The sequence below is a fragment of the Brucella oryzae genome, assembly GCF_041929965.1.
GTDB classification, from domain to species: domain Bacteria; phylum Pseudomonadota; class Alphaproteobacteria; order Rhizobiales; family Rhizobiaceae; genus Brucella; species Brucella oryzae.
The window spans coordinates 19,045-37,068 of record NZ_JBHEEO010000024.1; the positions used below are offsets into that span (position 1 = coordinate 19,045).

Below are 18,024 nucleotides of genomic sequence, written 5' to 3' on the forward strand. Positions count from 1 at the left end.
GGATATGCGGCCTCTGGCGCGCTAGCCACAGCGTTTCGTTTTCTTCCACGTGTTTGTACTGACAATGGCGCTCCTCTCATTCGAGAAGATTGCCAAGACATTTGCCGGCATCCCGGTGCTTCAGAGCATCGACCTTGATGTGGGCAAGGGGCAGGTGGTGGCGCTCGTCGGCGAGAACGGCGCGGGAAAATCCACGCTGATGCGCATCGCGGCAGGCTTGATGGCACCAAGCACGGGAAGGATAACGTTCGACGGTGCGCCTGCACCCGCCACATTGGCTGCGGCCGAACAGGCCGGTATCGTCATGGTCCATCAGGAATTCTGCCTGGCTCCCCATCTCAGCGTGGCGGAAAATGTCTTTCTGGGGCGTGAGATCGTCCGTGGTCCTTTCATTGACCGCCGTGCGAGCGAGGCGGAGGCCGCGCGGGCGCTCGCGGAACTCGGTTCATCGGCATCGCCGAAGGCGCGCCTTCGCGACCTTCCCGTTTCCGACTGGCAGATGATCGAATTGGCCAAGGCTTTCGCCCGCAGTCCGAAAATCATTCTTATGGATGAACCTACAGCCGTTCTTTCTGCAATGGAAGCCGCAAGGCTTTTCGAACGTATTCGCACCTTCACAGATGGAGGTGGCGCGGTGATTTTCACGTCGCATCGTCTCGACGAGGTCAAAGAGATCGCAGACCGTGTCGCTGTCCTGCGCGATGGACGGATCATGCGCGTGGAAGATGTCACCCAGATTTCGCAGAAAGAAATGGCCGAAGCCATGGTCGGCCGGCCACTCTCGGAAATATATGCGGCACGACGCTCGGTGAGCGATGGGGACGTGCTGATGGAGGTCTACAACCTCACTTCTCCAGGTACGGTGAGTGACGTATCACTCGCGATTAGGCGCGGCGAAATTCTCGGAATATCAGGCCTCGTTGGATCGGGCAGGACCGAGCTCTTCGAGGCGGTGTTCGGCCTGCGACCTGCCTCGTGCCAACGTTTCCGGTTACGCGGCCAGGATCGGGCCTTGCCGAATGCACGTGACGCCTGGCGGTCGGGGCTCGCCTATCTGACTGAAGACCGAAAGGGCAAAGGCCTTCTGCTCACTCGTTCCATCACGCAGAATGTGGCACTTGTGAAGGGCGCACTCGCCGGACCGGGCTGGATCGATGCGGCTGCTGAACGGCGCGGCTTTCAGGAAGCGGTGCGCGCTTATGATATCCGGGGTGCCCGTCTCGACGCGATGGTCGGCGCTTTGAGCGGTGGCAACCAGCAAAAGGTCCTGATCGCGAAGACGCTGGCGATCGAGCCCGAGATCGTGATTTTCGACGAACCGACGCGCGGCGTCGATATAGGAGCCAAGCAGCAGATCTATGAAGTCATCGCTCGTCTTGCGGAGGCAGGAAAAGGTGTCGTCGTCATTTCCTCCGAGATGCAGGAGATAGTGGGCCTCGCGGATCGTGTTCTCGTCATGCGTCAGGGCCGTATTGTCGGCGAACTGCGACACGGCGAAATTAGTGAGCAGGCGATCATACGCTATGCCATGGGCTTGCAGGAGGAAATGCAGCATGTCTGATCGAACCGCTGAAACGGCCGGTGCAGTTGCGGAGAACCGCGCGGTTCTGTCGAGGATACTCACTTCCACGGGGCCGTTGCTGGCACTTGTACTGTTGATGCTGATCGGCCTTCTGATGAGCGACAGTTTCCTGACCTATGAAAACCTGACCAACGTCTTCACCCGCAGCGCGATCATCGGCATCATCGCCATCGGTGCGACCTTTGTGATAACTGCAGGGGGCCTCGATCTTTCGGTCGGTTCGCTGTCGGCGCTGATCGCCGGTCTCACCATAATGGCGATGAACGCCTTGGCGGACTGGTCCAACACCGGCTGGCTTCTGGTGGTTGCCGGGATCGCGATTTCCTTGCTTCTTGGTGCTTCGGCAGGTTTCCTTAATGGAGCCATGGTCGTCAAGGGGCGTGTCGAGGCCTTCATTGTCACGCTTGGTACAATGGGCATCTTTCGCGCGCTCGTGACCTGGCTTTCCGACGGCGGCGCGATCTCACTCAATTTTTCGCTGCGCGATGCCGTCCGGCCGATTTACTACAATGCCGTACTGGGAATCCCTATCCCCGTGATCGTGCTGATCGTGATCGCGATCGCTGCCGAACTCGTTTTGTGGAGAACGCGTTTCGGCCGCCACACTGCGGCCATCGGCTCCAATCGCAATGTCGCGCGCTTTTCAGCCATTCCGGTCGATGGGGTGCGTATCGCCACTTATGTGATCCAGGGGATTTGCGTCGCCATTGCCACAGTTATCTACGTGCCGCGTCTTGGATCTGCCACACCTTCGACGGGCCTGATGTGGGAGCTTGAGGCCATCGCCTCGGTCATTATCGGCGGGACGGCGCTTGCGGGCGGTTATGGGCGCATCTGGGGCACCATCGTCGGTGTGCTGATCCTGGGTTTTATTGCCAATATCCTCAATCTGACAGGCGTTGTTAGTCCTTATCTCAACGGAGCCTTTCAGGGCGTCATCATCATCATCGCCGTGCTTTTGCAACGGGACAGGGTGCCCGATTGAGTTGGGACATCGGACAGTGTCCCATCAATGAAATATCGATCACAGGAGGAGAGGAAACATGCGAGGAAGAATAAGGACATATCTGGCCGCAGCCGGTATCGCGATAGCAGGTTGGGCCATGCCCGTACATGCTGCGGACACGCTGATCGGCGTATCGATCCCGGCCGCCACGCATGGCTGGACCGGAGGATTGAACTACCACACAAAACGCACGATTGATGCGATGAAGAAGGCGTTTCCGAATGTAGACTTCGTGCTGACGACAGCATCGAGCGCCACGCAGCAGGTCAATGATATTGAGGACATGATGGCGCGCGGGATCAAGGCGCTCGTCATTTTGCCCATGGAGTCGGATCCTCTCACCGAACCTGTCAAGACCGTTAAGCAGAAAGGCGTTTTCGTTACCGTCGTCGACCGCGGGCTTTCAGAACCGGGTATAGAGAACCTCTACGTGGGTGGCGACAATCCCGAATATGGCAAGGTAGCCGCCGAATACTTCAAGGGGAAATTCCCTGACGGCGCAAAAATCGTGGTTTTGCGCGGTATTCCGACGGCCATCGACAATATTCGCATCGAAGCGTTCAACGACGTCCTGAAGGGAACGAAAATTCAGATTCTTGATATGCAGTATGGGAACTGGAACCCGGACAAGAGTTTCGAAGTGATGCAGGACATGCTGCAACGCTTCCCCCAGATCGACGGTGTCTGGGCGGGAGATGACGATGCGGCCCTGGGTGCAATGGAGGCAATCAAGCAATCTGGCAGGAAGAATGTCGCAGTGCTTGGCGGCTCTGGCATGAACAAGGTCGTGAAGATGGTGATGGATGGTTCCGACCATGTGGACGCAGACATTTTCTATCCGCCGACGCTGATCATTCCGGCAATCGAATTGACGACCATGAAGTACGCCACGCAGGCGCCGATTACCGGCCGCTATGTGCTTGGTAGCCCGCTAATCACCAAGGAGAACGCTGCGGAATTCTACTTCCCCGATTCGCCGTACTGACGATTGGCCGAACAGCTTTACGTCCGGCGCCACGAGCACCGGACGTTTTCGTTTCCAAATTCAGTTTCTCGTATCAACACCTGTTACGGTAGGAATTCGCGGGGCCGAATGATCGTGTTGTACCCGCGCCGCAACGGCAACGACCAGAGCTTGCGCCAGACACATGGGTGCCGCGAGCGAGCGAGAGAATGTGTAGTCATGTTCGGGAACAGCAAAGAGCACCCGGGCGGATTTTGCCAGCGGCGAAAGCGTGCTGTCCGAGATCGCAACGATCTCTATTCCCTTGGCACCCGCTTCCTCGACGATGTTCACGACTTCATTGGCGTAAGAGCGGAAAGACACGGCCACCAGCACATCGTTGTTGCGCATCGTACGCGCCATATGCGTGGCGAGCCCACCGGAGGAACTGAGCAGAACGCAGCGCTTGCCAAGCATCGTCAGGACATAGCGCAGAAGCTCAACGACAGGCTCGGAGCGTAGTTGTCCGAGTAGATAGATCGTATCCGCCTTGAACAGAGCATCGGCGGCAAAGGTCAGATCTTCCTGTGAAATATCCTCCAGCAATTCCTGCAGGGAGGCGATATCGCGCACAACCAGTTCACGGAGCAGGCTTACCTCCGAATGGTCACTGCTCTCCCGCAATTCTGTTTCCAGGGCCCTGACGCGGGCTTCGAATCCCGGTGCTGCAGTGGCTAACCTCTGCTGGAATAGAACCTGCAGTTCCTTGAATCCCTTGTAACCGAGTGACTGCGCAAAACGCACAAAGCTAGACGCATGAATCCCGCATCGTTCCGCGATGGCGTTGACCGATTGGACAGCGACGTCGTTCGGATTTTGCGTCAGGAAAACGGAGATGCGCTGATAGGTCTTGCTCATCTGATCATGTTGCTCGTGAATAAGCTTGATCAGTTCTTCATAATTGCTCGGAATGTTCGCTGAACCCATACATTTCTCCGTTGCATCATTGTGCAATAAATATTGCAGCACGCCAAGTGTGGCATAACCGTAAGGAACAAAAAGGCGCCCGGCTCTATCCGGGCGCCAGGAAGGCGATCGGTGCGCCTTGGGAAGCAATCAGCAAGGTAATTTCATCCATCGTCCCGTCTTCGAAGATTGCTTGATTGTCTCCACCAGCGTCTGGATGCGCAGGCCAGCGGTAAAGCCGAATGGCTCGGGAATTTCCCCCGCAACGGCGCGCAAAAAACCTTCGATCTCTATAGCCTTGAGATCATTAAAGCCTAGCTGGTGGCCGGACGCGATGCAGAAACGCCCGTAAGGCGCATGATCCGGCGCCGCTTCGATCCGTCGAAAGCCCCGGCGACCGGCAGCATCTTGCGTCGAATAGAAATGCAGTTCGTTGAAGCGTTCCTGCGTGAAGGCGAGCGCACCTTTTTCGCCATAAACCTCGAAATCGTGCTGCATTTTGCGGCCAGTAGCGATCCAGTTGCCCTCTATCGAGCCCTGCGCGCCGCTGGCGAAGCGCAGAAATGCGCGGCCAACGTCGTCCACCTCGACCTTACGCACCCCGCCTTTCCCGTCGGGGCGTTCCGCGATCATGGTGATGCAGTCACCCATGACGTCATTGATCGGGCCGAGCAGAAACTCGGCCGTCGCCAGCGCATGGCTGCCGATATCTGCAAGGGCGCCACCGCCGGCGGGATCGTGCCTGAAGGTAAAAATTCCCCTGGGGTCCGCCATATAGTCTTCGGCGTGCAGGCCGCGATAACCGCGAATTTCCCCCAGTTCGCCGGCGGCAATCATATCACGCGCTAGACGCATCATGGGATTGCAGAGATAGTTGAACCCGACCTGGGTTTTAACTCCTTTGGCTGCCGCGGCTTCGGCCATTTCCCGCGCATCCGCTGCCAGTGGTGCGAGCGGTTTTTCGCAATAGACGTGCTTGCCCGCGGCGATGGCGGCCAGCGCCATTTCCTTGTGTAGGGCATTGGGCGCGGTAATGTCGATCAGGTCGATTTCGGGGTTAGCGACGAGGTCGCGCCAGTCGGCGGTCGAGTGATCGAAGCCGAAATCTGCCGCCGCGCGTTCGGCGGCCTCAGGGGTGATATCGGCGACTGTATGCAAATCGATCCGATAGGGAAGATCAAAAACCTTCTGGGCAGACGCGAAGCCGAATACATGGGCCTTTCCCATAAACCCAGTGCCGATGAGGCCGACGCGCAGTTTCGGTTTATCACGCATGAGCGAACTCCTGATTGACGATCAGATGCGGCTCGATGGTTCCCGCCAGAAAATTGACCGCGTTTTCGATGGATGCAATCGCCATTCGCTCGCCGCACTCGGCGGTGAGGCCGGCGATATGGGGAGAGAGAATGACTGCTTCATGGAAGAACAGTGGCGATCCGTCAACGGGTGGCTCCTCGTCGAACACGTCGACGCCCGCGGCCCCGACCTGCCCGGACGTGAGCGCGTCCGCGAGCGCCTTTTCGCATACCACGCCTCCGCGCGCCGTATTGGCGAGGATGACGCCAGATTTCATTTTTGCGATTTCCGGTGCGCCGATAACCGGCGTGTCGCTTCTGGGGATGTGGACCGAAATGCAGTCTGCCCACCCCAGCCCCTCATCAAGTGAAACCGGCGTCACCGCGCCTTCCGGCCAGCCAGCCTTTTCAAGCAGGGGATCGCAGGCGCGAACTTGCATTCCGAAGCCCGAAGCCATGCGGGCCAGATGCCGCCCGATGCGGCCATAGCCGAGAATAAGCAGGTTCTTGCCGGATATTTCCCGCTGTTGCAGCTTGTTGCGCCAGCCCCACTGGCCTGGCTCGCGCACGGCGTGGTCAGCGAGAAGCACCCGTTTGGCCCCGGCCAGAAGCTGCATCATCGCGTGTTCGGCGACCGACACCGAATTGACGTCGCCGACGATGGTGAGTGCGATGCCGCGTGCATTCAGCGCCCCAAGATCGACGGCGTCATAGCCGACGCCGTGGCGCGATACGACCTTGAGCTGTTCGGCCCGCGCGATGGTCGCAGCGGAAAGCGGCTGCGTGCGCAGCACCATGGCATCCGCCCTGGCGATCAGTGGCGCATAGGAGGCTTCCGACACTTCCTCGACGTAATCGACGGTGAAACCCCGGCTTTTCAATTGCTCCAGCAGAGCCTCGCCGGACGGGTGCAGTTTTCCCGCCACCAGAAGATGCGGCATCAATAGGCTCCTTCTGTCGCCTTCGTGAGAGTAGCGCCTGTCAGTTCCCGCCATTTTGCGACGGAAGCCGAAGCGGCAGCGGCGAGCAGGCGCGTGTCGCCTGAGACGGTGGTGAGATCGAAACCCCATTCTACTGCGCGGGCGGCATATTCGGCCGTTCCGCAATGCAGGCATGCGCGGATATCATTCTTTCTACAGACGGCGACAATATGCTGGATTAGTTCAATCAATTCCGGCTCCTCCCGATCGAAACCGGGCGGCAGACGGCCTTCCTGCGTGCCGAGCGTGAGATCGGCGGGACCGATATAGAGGCCATCAAGGCCCGGCGTCGCGGCGATCTCCTCCAGATTGTCTACGCCCTCGCGAGTTTCGATCATGGCTAGTGCCACGACCTCCTCATTGGCAGCCACGCCATAGCTTCCATAGGCGAAGGCGGCGCGGGTCGGGCCGAAACTGCGCTGGCCCTTCGGCGGATAGCGCATATAGCTGACGAACTCCGCGGCCTCCGCGGCCGAATTAATCATCGGGCAGATGATCCCTTGCGCCCCTGCGTCGAGCATTTTCATGATGACGCCCGGCTCGCGCCATGGCACCCGCGCCATGACTGTGACGCCCGAGGCGCGCATGGCCTGCAGCATCGGTAGTGCCGAATTATAGTCGAGCGCGCCGTGCTGCATGTCGATGGTGATGGTATCATAGCCCTGCGCCGCCATGATTTCGGCGGTGAAAGAATTGCCGATGGAAAGCCAGCCATTCATGGCTGGTCGGCTCTCGGACCAGAGTTTCTTGAGCTTATTGGTGAACATCGGCCCTCCTCAGAACACGATCTGCGCCAGTTTGGTATCGAAATAGTCCTGTATTCCCTCCGATCCCCCCTCGCGCCCCATGCCGGAATGATTGGTCCCCCCGAAGGGCGCTTCGGAAGCGGCAAGCGCGAAGCTGTTTATCCCGACCATGCCGGCTTTGAGCGCGGCAACCGTGCGCCGGGCGCGATCGGGCGAGCGGGTAAAGGCGTAGGCCGACAGGCCCATATCTGAAGAGTTGGCACGCGCCAGGGCCTCGTCTTCGCTCTTGAAGCGGGTGATCGCGGCGATGGGGCCGAAATTTTCCTCCGCGAAGACCTTCATGTCGTCTGTCACATCGATGAGAACCGTCGGCTCGAAAAAATAACCGGCGTTAAACTGGGCCGGGCGTTTGCCACCATATGCAACCGTTGCGCCAGCGGAAACCGCGTTTGCGACGATGGCTTCGATCTCTGCAAGCCGGTTGGCGTTGATCAATGGACCCATACCTGTTTCAGGATCGAGACCGTCGCCGAGCCGGATTTTCTTTGTTCGCGCGACGAAGCCTTCGACGAAGGCGTCATGCAGGCTTTCGTGAATGAAGAAACGATCCGGCGTGACGCAGACCTGTCCGCAATTGGCGAATTTGGTTGGCACGACGAGATCGAGCGTCGTTTCCAGATCGGCATCGTCATAGACGATTAGCGGAGCGTTGCCGCCAAGTTCCATTGAGACTTTTTTGACCGTATCCGCTGCGTCACGGATCATCTGCTGGCCGATTCGAGTTGAACCGGTCAGCGAAACTTTGCGCACGCGGTTGTCGGCCATGATCTGCGCGTAAGTCGAACCTGTGTCGCCAACCACCAGATTGAAAGCGCCTTCTGGCAGGCCCGCCGCGCGCAGGCAATCCACCATGACCATGGCGACACCCGGCGTCTGTGAAGAGGGGCGCAGCACGATGGAACACCCGGCGGCGAGCGCCGGCGCGAGCTTGCGCGCCGGCAGCGCCGCCGGAAAGTTCCAGGCGGTGAAGGCGCCGACGACGCCGAGCGGCTCATGCGTAACCTCGAAGCGCCCGCCCGGTACGCGGCTGTCGATGATGCGGCCATAGATGCGCCGTGCCTCCTCCGCATACCAGCGGAACTGGTCGCAGGCGAGGCCCCATTCGCGTCCCGCCTGCGCCGCTGGTTTACCGGTTTCAGCGGTAATCATCCGCACGGCTTCGTCCGTGCGGCGGATCATTTCGTCGGCGGCCTTGTGCAGCGCGTCAGCGCGCGCAAAGCCGCCCATGGCACGCAGCGGCTGCAAACCCGCAGTGGCGGCGTCAAGTGCCCTGCGGGTATCTTCGACCGTCGCCAGCGGCACGGAGCCGAGCGGCTTTTCGGTGACGGGCGAAACGACCTCTCCTACGGCCGAACCTTTCGACCAATGGCCACCGATGAAGAGTCCAAAATTCGTATACATGATCTATCCAATATCGCGGGTGGGAATGGTGCGTTCTTCGGTCAGAGAGCGGATCGCTGCTTCGGCCAGAATGAGCGCCTGCCTGCCGTCCTCAAAGCTGACTTCCGGTTGCCGGCCCTGTTCGACGGCGTCGACGAAGGCGCTGATCTCGGCGGCGAAAGCATCGGCATAGCGGTCGATGAAGAAATTCATAAGCGCCGGTTTTCGGTCGCTGAAGTCCGCGCCGTATAAGCTGAGTTTGGTGAGGGTGCGGTTTTCCGAAATCGCCATGCCGCCGCTGCCGAACGCCTCGACGCGCTGGTCGTATCCGTAAACGGACCGGCGCGAATTGTTGATGACGCATTGTCGTCCGGACGCAGTTTTCAGCACCACCGTGACCGTATCGTAGTCATTGCAATTTTCCATTAAAACCGGATCGACCAGCCTTGAGCCGGTAGCGAAGACTTTCTCGATCTCCTCGCCCAGAATGAAGCGCGCCATATCGAAATCGTGGATTGTCATGTCGCGGAAGATACCGCCCGACACGTCAATATAGGCGGCAGGGGCCATGCCGGGATCACGCGAGGTGATGAAGACCTGATGTACGTCGCCGATCTGGCCACTTTCGATGGCTTCGCGCACAGCGCGGTGGCCGTTGTCGAACCGGCGTACGAAACCAAGCATGATCGGTAGCCTGCTACCCGAGATCACTTTCGCACAGGCGTTGACGCGGGCGAGCGACAGGTCGATCGGCTTTTCGCACAGGATCGGCTTGCCAGCAGCGACGGCCTGCTCGATGAGGTCCGCGTGGGTGGCTGTGGACGTGGCGATCAGCACTGCGTCAACGGTGTCGGAGGCAAAGACCGCCTCAGCCGAATCGAACAGTGGAACGCCGAATTTCTGCGCAATTTCCTGCGCAGCAGGGACATGCAGGTCGAAAACGCCTGCCAATCCGGCGCGCGGATGCGCTGCGATATTTTCGGCGTGCATCCGTCCGATGCGGCCGACGCCGAGCACTGCGATATTGAGCATGAAATCTCCTCCGGGAATTTTGTGCAATAATCATTGCAAGATTGTTGTATTGTCAATATGTATTCCGTAATCTTCAGATATACCCATCCGCAGGAGGAGGCGAGATGACTCGAAACACTGTGCGTCTGACCATGACTCAGGCTCTTGTCCGTTATCTTTGCAACCAGTTCACCGAGATTGACGGTGTGCACGTGCCACTGTTCGCCGGCGTGTTCGGCATTTTCGGCCATGGCAATGTGACGTGCCTTTCGGAAGCGCTGGAGTCGGTTCAGGACCAACTGCCGACATGGCGCGGTCAGAACGAGCAATCCATGGCCCTGGCCGCCATCGGCTTCGCCAAGGCGAAGCGCCGCCGGCAGATCATGGTTGCCGCGACCTCCATCGGTCCGGGCGCAGCCAATATGGTGACGGCGGCAGGCGTGGCCATGGCCAACCGTCTGCCGGTGTTGCTTCTGGCCGGCGATACTTTCGCCAACCGCCTGCCGGACCCGGTTTTGCAACAGGTTGAGCACTTCGGCGACCCGACGATCACCGTTAATGATGCCTTCAAGCCCGTCGTGCGCTATTGGGACCGCATCACATTACCGGAGCAGATCATCCAGTCGCTGCCGCAGGCGGTTGCAACCATGCTTGATCCCGCCGATTGCGGGCCGGCCTTTCTCGGTCTGGCGCAGGACACGCAGGAAATCGCCTTCGACTATCCCGAAGTTTTCTTCGAACCGAAAGTCTGGAAGATCCCGCGCCCGCGTCCGGATCGCGACGCGATCGCAGCCGCCGTGGAACTGCTCAAATCGGCCAAACGCCCGCTGATAATTTCCGGCGGCGGCGTGCGCTATTCGCTGGCCGAGAATGAAATGGCCGATTTCGCGCTGAAGCGGGGAATCCCGGTCGTCGAAACCATCGCCGGCAAGGGTGCGGTGACGCATGAGCATCCGGTCCATGCTGGACCGCTCGGCATCGTCGGCTCGACCTCGGCCAACGCGCTCGCCAAGGAGGCGGACGTGATTCTGGCTATCGGCACGCGTTTGCAGGATTTCACCACCGGCTCATGGACCGCCTTCGCCGAGGACGCGCAATTTATTTCGGTCAACGCGGCGCGCTTCGATGCTGTAAAGCACCGGGCATTTTCCGTAGTTGGCGACGCGCTGGAGACGGTACGGGAACTGGACGCGGCTCTTGGCGATTACAAGGCTGACGCCGACCTGATGAAGCAGGCCAAGACGCTGTTCGCCGATTGGAACACGTTGCTCGACGAGCACCAGATGCGCACCAACGCGCCGGTGCCGTCCTATGCGCAGGTGATAGGCGTGCTCAACGCGGTGGCAAAGCCAGACGATACGCTGATCGCGGCAGCGGGCGGCACACCCGGCGAGGTGGTCAAGGGCTGGCGAGTCAAGAATCCAAATACATTCGATTGCGAATTCGGCTTTTCCTGCATGGGCTACGAGATTTCGGCGGGCTGGGGCTGTGCTATGGCGCAAGAGGGCCCGGGTGCAGCTGGCGGCACGCCGATCGTCATGCTGGGCGACGGCACCTATATGATGATGAACTCCGATATCTATTCGGCAGCGCTCACCGGCCACAAGATGATCGTGGTGGTGTGCGACAATGGTGGTTATGCGGTGATCAATCGATTGCAGCAGGCCAAGGGAGTGCCAGGGTTCAACAATCTCCTGACCGATTGTCGCGTGCAAAATCGCCAGAATCCGCTTCATGTCGATTTCGTCAAACACGCCGAGGCCATGGGAGCTCAGGCTCGCAAGGCCGAAAGCCTCGCCGATCTGGAGGAGGCGATGAAATGGGCGCAGGGCAATGACGGTGTGACCGTCATTTCCATCGTGTCCGACGCATGGAAATGGGTACCGGGAGACGCCGACTGGGATGTAGGGGTGCCCGCTGTCTCAACATTCGAAAAGGTTCGCGCCGCCCGCAAGGCACAGGAAAAAATCCGTGAAGCGCAGCGCAGAGGTGTTTGATATGAAAGCCAAACTGGGGATCGCCCCGATAGCCTGGTGGAACGACGATCTGCCGGAACTCTCGGATGATGTGAGTTTGGAAGAATGTCTGCGTCAGGCCTCAGTCGCCGGTTTCACCGGCATGGAGACGGGACGCCGCTTCCCGATGGATATGGAGGAACTCGGGCCGGTTCTGGATAAATACGGAATTTCCGTCTGCGGTGGCTGGTTTTCGGGCCTATTGCTCGACGGCGATATTGAGGCGGAAAAAGACCGGATATCCCAGCAGATGGCGTTCTTCATCGCTGCGCGCGCACCCTGTATCGTCTATGGTGAGACGGCGCGGTCAATTCAGGGCGTGCGCTCTGCGCCGCTTGCAGCCAAACCGAAGCTGGACGAGGCCGAAATGGCGGCTTATGGGCGCAAGATGTCGGATTTTGCCGACTGGTGCGCTAGGCAGGGCATGCCGATTTCCTATCACCACCATATGGCGGCAGCTGTTGAGACGGAAACCGAACTTGATTTGTTCATGAAACATTCGTCCGTGCCGCTGTTGTTCGACGCCGGGCATATGGCTTTCGCTGGCGGTGACGTCATGCGCGTGATCGACAATCATCACGAGCGCATCAGCCATGTCCACACCAAGGACATACGCAGCGCAGTCGTGAACGGGCTTGACCGAACCCGGGAAAGCTTTCTCGACGCCGTTATCAAGGGCGCCTTCACGGTACCCGGCGATGGCTCACTCGATTTCGAAGCCATCGTCAAGGCGTTGGCCGGCAAGGGCTATGAGGGCTGGTTCGTCGTCGAAGCGGAACAGAATCCGGTCGCCAATCCGCCATTGGAGATGGCGCGTAAGGGTCACGTGGAGTTGCTGCGCGTTATGGCGGCGGCGGGATATGAGGTTGTAAAATGAACAGGATCGAAGGAAAGGTCGCCATCGTCACCGGTGGCACGCAGGGACTTGGCGCGGCTATTGTCCGGCTTTTCGCGCAGGCCGGCGCGGTGGGCATTGTCATTGTCGGGCGCGGCGTCGAAAAAGGACAGGTGGTCGCAAAAGGTATCACCGACGCCACCGGTGTTCCGGTCGAGATGATTGCCGCCGATCTGGCGAATATTGACGACGTGCGCGGGATCGTTCCCGCCGCCGACCGATACTTTGGCCGAGTGGACATTCTCGTCAACGCCGCCGGCCTGACCGACCGCGGCAATTTGCTCAATACGAGCCCGGAGCTTTTCGATCACATGTTTGCGGTTAATACGCGCGCGCCGTTCTTTTTGATGCAGGATGCGGCCAAGGTCATGATCCGCGAAGGGATCGAGGGCCGCATTGTGAATATCGGTTCGATGTCTGGATTGGTTGGACAGCCATTTCTTGCTCCCTACGCAGGCTCCAAGGGGGCGCTGGCCACGCTGACGCGCCATGCAGGCTTTGCCCTGATGCGCCACCGCATCCACGTCAATCAGTTGGATATCGGCTGGATGAACTCGGACCACGAGCGTGCGTTGGTGCTGTCGGAAACCGGCGACCCGGATTTCATCGACCGTGCGGCCGCGCAAAAGCCGTTCGGTCGCATTCTCGATCCTGCCGAAGTCGCCCGCGCCGTGCTGTGGATGGCGTCGGACGATAGTGGCATGATGACCGGTGCAGTGATTCCCTTCGACCAATCGGTCCATGGCGGTTACGACGAAGCGCCGGTTCCAGCCGGCAAGCTGGAGGCATGATGATGCGCACTATCAAGGGCCCCGGCGTCTATCTGGCGCAGTTCGCGGCGGACGACGCTCCCTACAATACGCTTCCTGGCTTGGCGAAATGGGCCGCGGACAAGGGTTTTAAAGGCGTGCAGATTCCCACATGGGACACGCGTCTGATCGATATGAAAAAGGCGGCGGAAAGCGACGCTTATTGCGACGAGATCAAGGGCTTGCTCGCCGATTACGACTTGCAGATCACCGAACTGGCCTCGCATATCACCGGGCAGCTCGTCGCCGTGCATCCGGCGCACGACACGATCATGGACAGTTTCGCGCCGGAGCATGTACGAGGCGATCCGGCAGTGCGCCGCGCGTGGGCAGAAGAACAACTGCGCTTTGCCGCCCGCGCCTCGAAGCGGCTGGGCGTCGACCGGCACGTCACCTTTTCCGGCGCGCTGCTCTGGCCCTATCTCTATCCCTATCCACAATGGCCGGAAGGGCTGGTCGAGGAAGGTTTCGACGAACTGGCGAAGCGCTGGACACCGATCCTGAACGACTTCGACGCGTATGGTGTCGACGTCTGCTACGAGATCCATCCGAGCGAAGACCTGCATGACGGCCATAGCTGGGAAATGTTTCTCGACAAGGTGAAAGAGCATCCCCGCGCCAATCTGATGTACGACCCGTCGCATTTCGTGTTGCAGGCGCTGGATTATCTGGCGTTCATCGATCATTACCACGATCGGATCAAGACCTTCCATGTCAAGGACGCGGAGTTCCGCCCAGACGGAAAATCGGGCGCTTACGGCGGTTATCAGCCCTGGTCGAAGCGGGCGGGCCGGTTCCGCAGTCCAGGTGACGGTCAGGTCGATTTCGGCGCGATCTTCACGAAGCTGACGACATACGGCTTCGACGGCTGGGCTGTGCTGGAATGGGAATGCTTCGTCAAGAACCCCGAGGATGGCGCCGCTGAAGGCGCAAAATTCATCGCCGATCACATCATCCGCGTTTCCGGCCGCGCCTTCGATGATTTTGTCAAGTCAGGCGCCAATCGTAGCGCGAACCGGGCCATGCTCGGACTGGAGGAAAAATGAGCGCTCAACGCGTATTGCGTCTTGGTATGATCGGCGGCGGGCAGGGGGCCTATATCGGCAATATCCACCGGCTGGCGGCGCGGCTCGACGGCCAGTGGCGACTGGCTGCCGGTGCTTTCGACGTCGATCCCGTCCGGGGACGGGAATTCGCCATTGCCGAAGGATTGGACCCAGCGCGCAGCTACGGGACCTATCAGGAATTGATTGCTGGCGAGACGGCGCGGGACGACCGGGTCGACGCGGTCGCTATTTGCACGCCGAATTTTACGCATTATCCCATCGCCAGGGCGCTGATCGAGGCCGGCTTCGACGTCATCTGCGAAAAGCCGCTGACGGCGACACTGGAGGACGCCGTGGCGCTGGAAAAGCTCGCGCGCGAAAGTGGGCGTTTCGTCGGCGTGACCTACACCTATTCCGGTTATCCCATGGTGCACGAGGCGCGCGTGCGTGTGGCGCGCGGCGAGATCGGCGACATCCGCACGGTACAAGTGGAATATCCTCTGGAATGGATGGCGACGGCGATCGAAAAGCAGGGTAACGCGCAGGCCGCATGGCGCACCGACCCGAAAAAGAATGGCCGTGGCGGCTCCATAGGCGATATCGGCACCCACGCCTATCACCTTGCGGGCTTCGTGACCGGATTGAAGCTCCAAGCGCTGACAGCGGATCTCGCCACCTTCGTTGAGGGCCGAGCGCTGGACGACAACGCCCATGTGATGATGCGCTATGAAGGCGGCGCGCGGGGCCTTTTGTGGTCGTCGCAGGTGGCGCTCGGCAATTCCAACGGCGTGCGCCTGCGCGTGTTTGGATCGAAAGGCTCCTTCACATGGTTTCAGGAGCAGCCCAACGAATTGATCTATGCGCCTCTTGACGGGCGCGTGCAGGTCATCAAGCGAGGCGCTGACGATCTGTCGGAAGACGCCAAGCTGCGCATCCGCACCCCGCCGGGCCATCCGGAAGGTTATCTGGAAGCTTTCGCCAATCTCTATACTGGTTTCGCAGAAGCGATCCGTGCGAGGATGGAAGGTCGAGAGCCCTCCCTGCTTGGTAAAAACCTACCGCTTGCTTATGATGGGCTGAAGGGTGTTGCCTTCGTAGAGGCCGTGGTTGATAGCAGTGAAGACAAGGATTGTCGCTGGATCACGCCAGTTGCGATTTAAGCGGATGGACTGATGGGTATCAAGTGATGTTCGATCTGAACGATGCACGTCTCAAGCCGCTCTGGTTGCGGGTAATGTTGGTTGCTATTTGCTTTGGCTGGGCAGCATTTGAGTTTGTTAGCAGCAGCCCGGGATGGGCTGCAATTTTTGCTGCGATCGGTGCGTGGGCCGTCTGGGGTTTCTTCATTAATTTTCATCCGGATGGGAGGAATGCGCCGGAATAACGAAATTGTATCAAGGCATCAAACACACGATAGAATGCGCCAATACGGATATATTTGAGTTATTATCTGCAGCCTCCGCTGCGCGAATGACTGCTATCGTGAGGTGATTATTACCGCGGATCGGGTGTCGATTTGTGCGGCTTACCGTCAGGAAACGGATCAGTGAATATGGTTTCTCCCTGAGTTCTATCGATTACAATTCGATTTACATCGCCATTGGTGCGACTAGATATAGATATGGCCGCACTGCAATATGCACTTAGCAAAATGGCAATGGTGATGAAAGTAGCGTGCCTGAAGATCGGGTTTGTTAGAAACTTATATCGACTCGCTAAGCACCGCGCCGCGAAGGATCGGTGCCCAACGGTTCGGGAATGCTTTAATATTTCACTCGAAATCGATCGGTAGCACATCGGCTGGGATATTCTGATAGCTGACAGGGCGCAGGAAGCGACGGATGGACATGGTTCCGACGCTGGTTGCACCGAAATTCGTGCTGGCGGGGTAAGGGCCGCCATGAACCATCGAATCGACGACTTCCACGCCGGTCGGGAAACCGTTGGCCAAAACGCGTCCGGCCTTGCGCTCCAGAACCGGCAGAAGCTTGCGGGCGTCGGCGGTGTCGTCCTTGTCCATATGCAAGGTTGCGGTCAGTTGGCCTTCAAAGCCCTTGGCCAGATGCACCATGTCATCAACCGACTTGACGCGAACGACAACGCCGAGCGGGCCGAACACTTCCTCACCGATGGTATGGTCGCCAAGGAAGGCTTCGCCCGTCGTCTCATAGAGATTGGGCGAGGCTTCGCGGCCCTTGCTTTCGGTGGTCAGCACCGGCTTGACGGAGTTGCGGCTGTCGAAATGCGCCTTGCCGTCCTGATAGGCCTTGGCAATGCCATCGGTCAGCATGACCTGCGGCGCAACCTTTTCGAGAGCCCTGCGCGTGGATTGCACAAAACTGTTGGCGTCCGAACTGTCGATAACCACGGCAATGCCCGGATTGGTGCAGAACTGACCTGCGCCCATGGTCAAAGACGCAGCCCAGCCTTCGCCGAGCGACGGCGCGCGGGCTTTCATGGCTTCCGGCAGTAGGAACATCGGATTGACCGAGCCAAGCTCGCCGAAGAAAGGAATCGGTTCCGGACGCTGTGCACACAGATTGAACAAAGCACGGCCACCGCCCAGCGATCCGGTAAAGCCTACAGCCTTGATTAGAGGGTGCGTGACGAGCGCTTCGCCGACCTTGCGGTCGCCCCCCTGAATGAGACTGAATACGCCCTTGGGCATGCCGGTCTTGGCAATAGCGGCTTGAATAGCATCAGCGACAATCTCGCCGGTGCCAGGATGGGCGGAATGGCCTTTCACAACCACCGGGCAACCTGCAGCAAGGGCGGCTGCGGTGTCACCGCCAGCAGTCGAGAAAGCGAGCGGAAAGTTGGAAGCGCCGAAAACGGCGACCGGGCCGATCGGGCGCTGTATCAGGCGGATTTCCGGTCGTGCAGCGGGCTTGCGGTCGGGCTGGGCTTCATCGACGCGACGATCCAGATAGTCACCCTTGCGGATATGGCTGGCAAAAAGGCGAAGCTGGCCGGTCGTGCGTCCACGTTCGCCTTGCAGACGGGCAACTGGCAAACCGGTTTCCTGCGTGCCGACTTCGGTGATGGCCTCCGCACGTGCTTCGATCTCGTCGGCAATGGCTTCCAGAAAAAGTGCGCGTTCTTCACGACTCTTGCAACCATAAGTCCAAAATGCATCTTCCGCTGCCTCGCAGGCCCGCGCCACCAGCCCGGGTGTGCCAACTGCAAATTCATGTGACGGACCGCTCGCAGGTGCCGATGCAAATGTCGCCTCCCCTGCCACCCATTCACCGGCGATCAGATGGCGTCCGTGGAGTTCAAAGCTCATTTCG

16 protein-coding genes are annotated in these 18,024 nt (G+C 59.3%); 9 read left to right on the forward strand and 7 right to left on the reverse strand.

Annotated elements, in window-relative coordinates; translation table 11 throughout:
• The first annotated feature begins 49 nt into the window (after positions 1-49).
• Genes JNC70_RS19260 through JNC70_RS19270 form a run of 3 tightly spaced genes read left to right on the forward strand, consistent with a single transcriptional unit; the run spans position 50 to position 3,573 of the window.
• The gene (locus JNC70_RS19260) at positions 50-1,561 is read left to right on the forward strand and encodes a sugar ABC transporter ATP-binding protein (RefSeq protein WP_374788859.1); all 1,512 of its coding nucleotides are present in this window, start codon (positions 50-52) and stop codon (positions 1,559-1,561) included.
• Positions 1,554-2,567, forward strand: a complete 1,014-nt coding sequence (locus tag JNC70_RS19265) for an ABC transporter permease (protein WP_104757023.1) — start codon at positions 1,554-1,556, stop codon at positions 2,565-2,567. The genes JNC70_RS19260 and JNC70_RS19265 overlap by 8 nt, the downstream gene beginning before the upstream one ends.
• 58 nt (positions 2,568-2,625) lie before the next feature.
• Positions 2,626-3,573 (forward strand): substrate-binding domain-containing protein, encoded by a 948-nt coding sequence (locus JNC70_RS19270; protein WP_104757022.1) that lies wholly within the window; start codon positions 2,626-2,628, stop codon positions 3,571-3,573.
• A 60-nt stretch (positions 3,574-3,633) separates the two neighbouring features.
• Here JNC70_RS19270 and JNC70_RS19275 read toward each other — a convergent pair whose 3' ends face one another.
• From JNC70_RS19275 to iolG, 6 genes are all read right to left on the reverse strand, one after another.
• Entirely contained in the window at positions 3,634-4,518 is an 885-nt protein-coding gene (locus tag JNC70_RS19275; RefSeq protein ID WP_104757021.1) for a MurR/RpiR family transcriptional regulator, read from the reverse strand.
• Positions 4,519-4,647: 129 nt separating this feature from the next.
• A complete protein-coding gene (locus JNC70_RS19280) occupies positions 4,648-5,772 on the reverse strand; it encodes a Gfo/Idh/MocA family protein (protein WP_104757020.1) in 1,125 nt (374 codons plus the stop codon).
• The gene (locus JNC70_RS19285) at positions 5,765-6,733 is read right to left on the reverse strand and encodes a hydroxyacid dehydrogenase (RefSeq protein WP_104757019.1); all 969 of its coding nucleotides are present in this window, start codon (positions 6,731-6,733) and stop codon (positions 5,765-5,767) included. The genes JNC70_RS19280 and JNC70_RS19285 overlap by 8 nt, the downstream gene beginning before the upstream one ends.
• Positions 6,733-7,539 carry an HpcH/HpaI aldolase family protein gene (locus JNC70_RS19290; RefSeq protein WP_104757018.1) on the reverse strand — a complete coding sequence of 269 codons (807 nt, stop codon included), beginning with the start codon at positions 7,537-7,539 and terminating at the stop codon, positions 6,733-6,735. Before JNC70_RS19290 ends, JNC70_RS19285 begins: the two co-directional genes overlap by 1 nt.
• A 9-nt stretch (positions 7,540-7,548) precedes the next feature.
• Positions 7,549-8,979 (reverse strand): NAD-dependent succinate-semialdehyde dehydrogenase, encoded by a 1,431-nt coding sequence (locus JNC70_RS19295; protein WP_104757017.1) that lies wholly within the window; start codon positions 8,977-8,979, stop codon positions 7,549-7,551.
• Between the two features lie 3 nt (positions 8,980-8,982).
• A complete protein-coding gene (gene iolG / locus JNC70_RS19300; RefSeq protein WP_104757016.1) occupies positions 8,983-9,990 on the reverse strand; it encodes an inositol 2-dehydrogenase in 1,008 nt (335 codons plus the stop codon).
• Positions 9,991-10,094: 104 nt separating this feature from the next.
• Here iolG and iolD point away from each other — a divergent pair, with 104 nt between their 5' ends.
• Genes iolD through JNC70_RS19330 form a run of 6 tightly spaced genes read left to right on the forward strand, consistent with a single transcriptional unit; the run spans position 10,095 to position 16,118 of the window.
• Positions 10,095-11,966 (forward strand): 3D-(3,5/4)-trihydroxycyclohexane-1,2-dione acylhydrolase (decyclizing), encoded by a 1,872-nt coding sequence (gene iolD, locus JNC70_RS19305; protein ID WP_104757015.1) that lies wholly within the window; start codon positions 10,095-10,097, stop codon positions 11,964-11,966.
• 1 nt (position 11,967) lies between these two features.
• Positions 11,968-12,861: a myo-inosose-2 dehydratase gene (gene iolE, locus JNC70_RS19310; RefSeq protein ID WP_104757037.1), complete on the forward strand. Its 894-nt coding sequence runs from the start codon at positions 11,968-11,970 to the stop codon at positions 12,859-12,861.
• Positions 12,858-13,670: an SDR family oxidoreductase gene (locus JNC70_RS19315; protein ID WP_104757014.1), complete on the forward strand. Its 813-nt coding sequence runs from the start codon at positions 12,858-12,860 to the stop codon at positions 13,668-13,670. Before iolE ends, JNC70_RS19315 begins: the two co-directional genes overlap by 4 nt.
• Positions 13,671-13,672: 2 nt before the next feature.
• Complete coding sequence (locus JNC70_RS19320) at positions 13,673-14,734, forward strand: sugar phosphate isomerase/epimerase family protein (RefSeq protein WP_104757036.1); 1,062 nt, start codon at positions 13,673-13,675, stop codon at positions 14,732-14,734.
• Positions 14,731-15,894, forward strand: coding sequence for a Gfo/Idh/MocA family protein (locus JNC70_RS19325; protein WP_245414803.1), 1,164 nt, complete (start codon positions 14,731-14,733; stop codon positions 15,892-15,894). Before JNC70_RS19320 ends, JNC70_RS19325 begins: the two co-directional genes overlap by 4 nt.
• A 26-nt stretch (positions 15,895-15,920) precedes the next feature.
• Positions 15,921-16,118 carry a hypothetical protein gene (locus JNC70_RS19330; protein ID WP_104757013.1) on the forward strand — a complete coding sequence of 66 codons (198 nt, stop codon included), beginning with the start codon at positions 15,921-15,923 and terminating at the stop codon, positions 16,116-16,118.
• Between the two features lie 387 nt (positions 16,119-16,505).
• On the opposite strand, the gene JNC70_RS19335 is transcribed toward JNC70_RS19330, so the two are convergent.
• Positions 16,506-18,020, reverse strand: coding sequence for an aldehyde dehydrogenase (NADP(+)) (locus JNC70_RS19335; protein WP_104757012.1), 1,515 nt, complete (start codon positions 18,018-18,020; stop codon positions 16,506-16,508).
• Positions 18,021-18,024 lie beyond the last annotated feature (4 nt).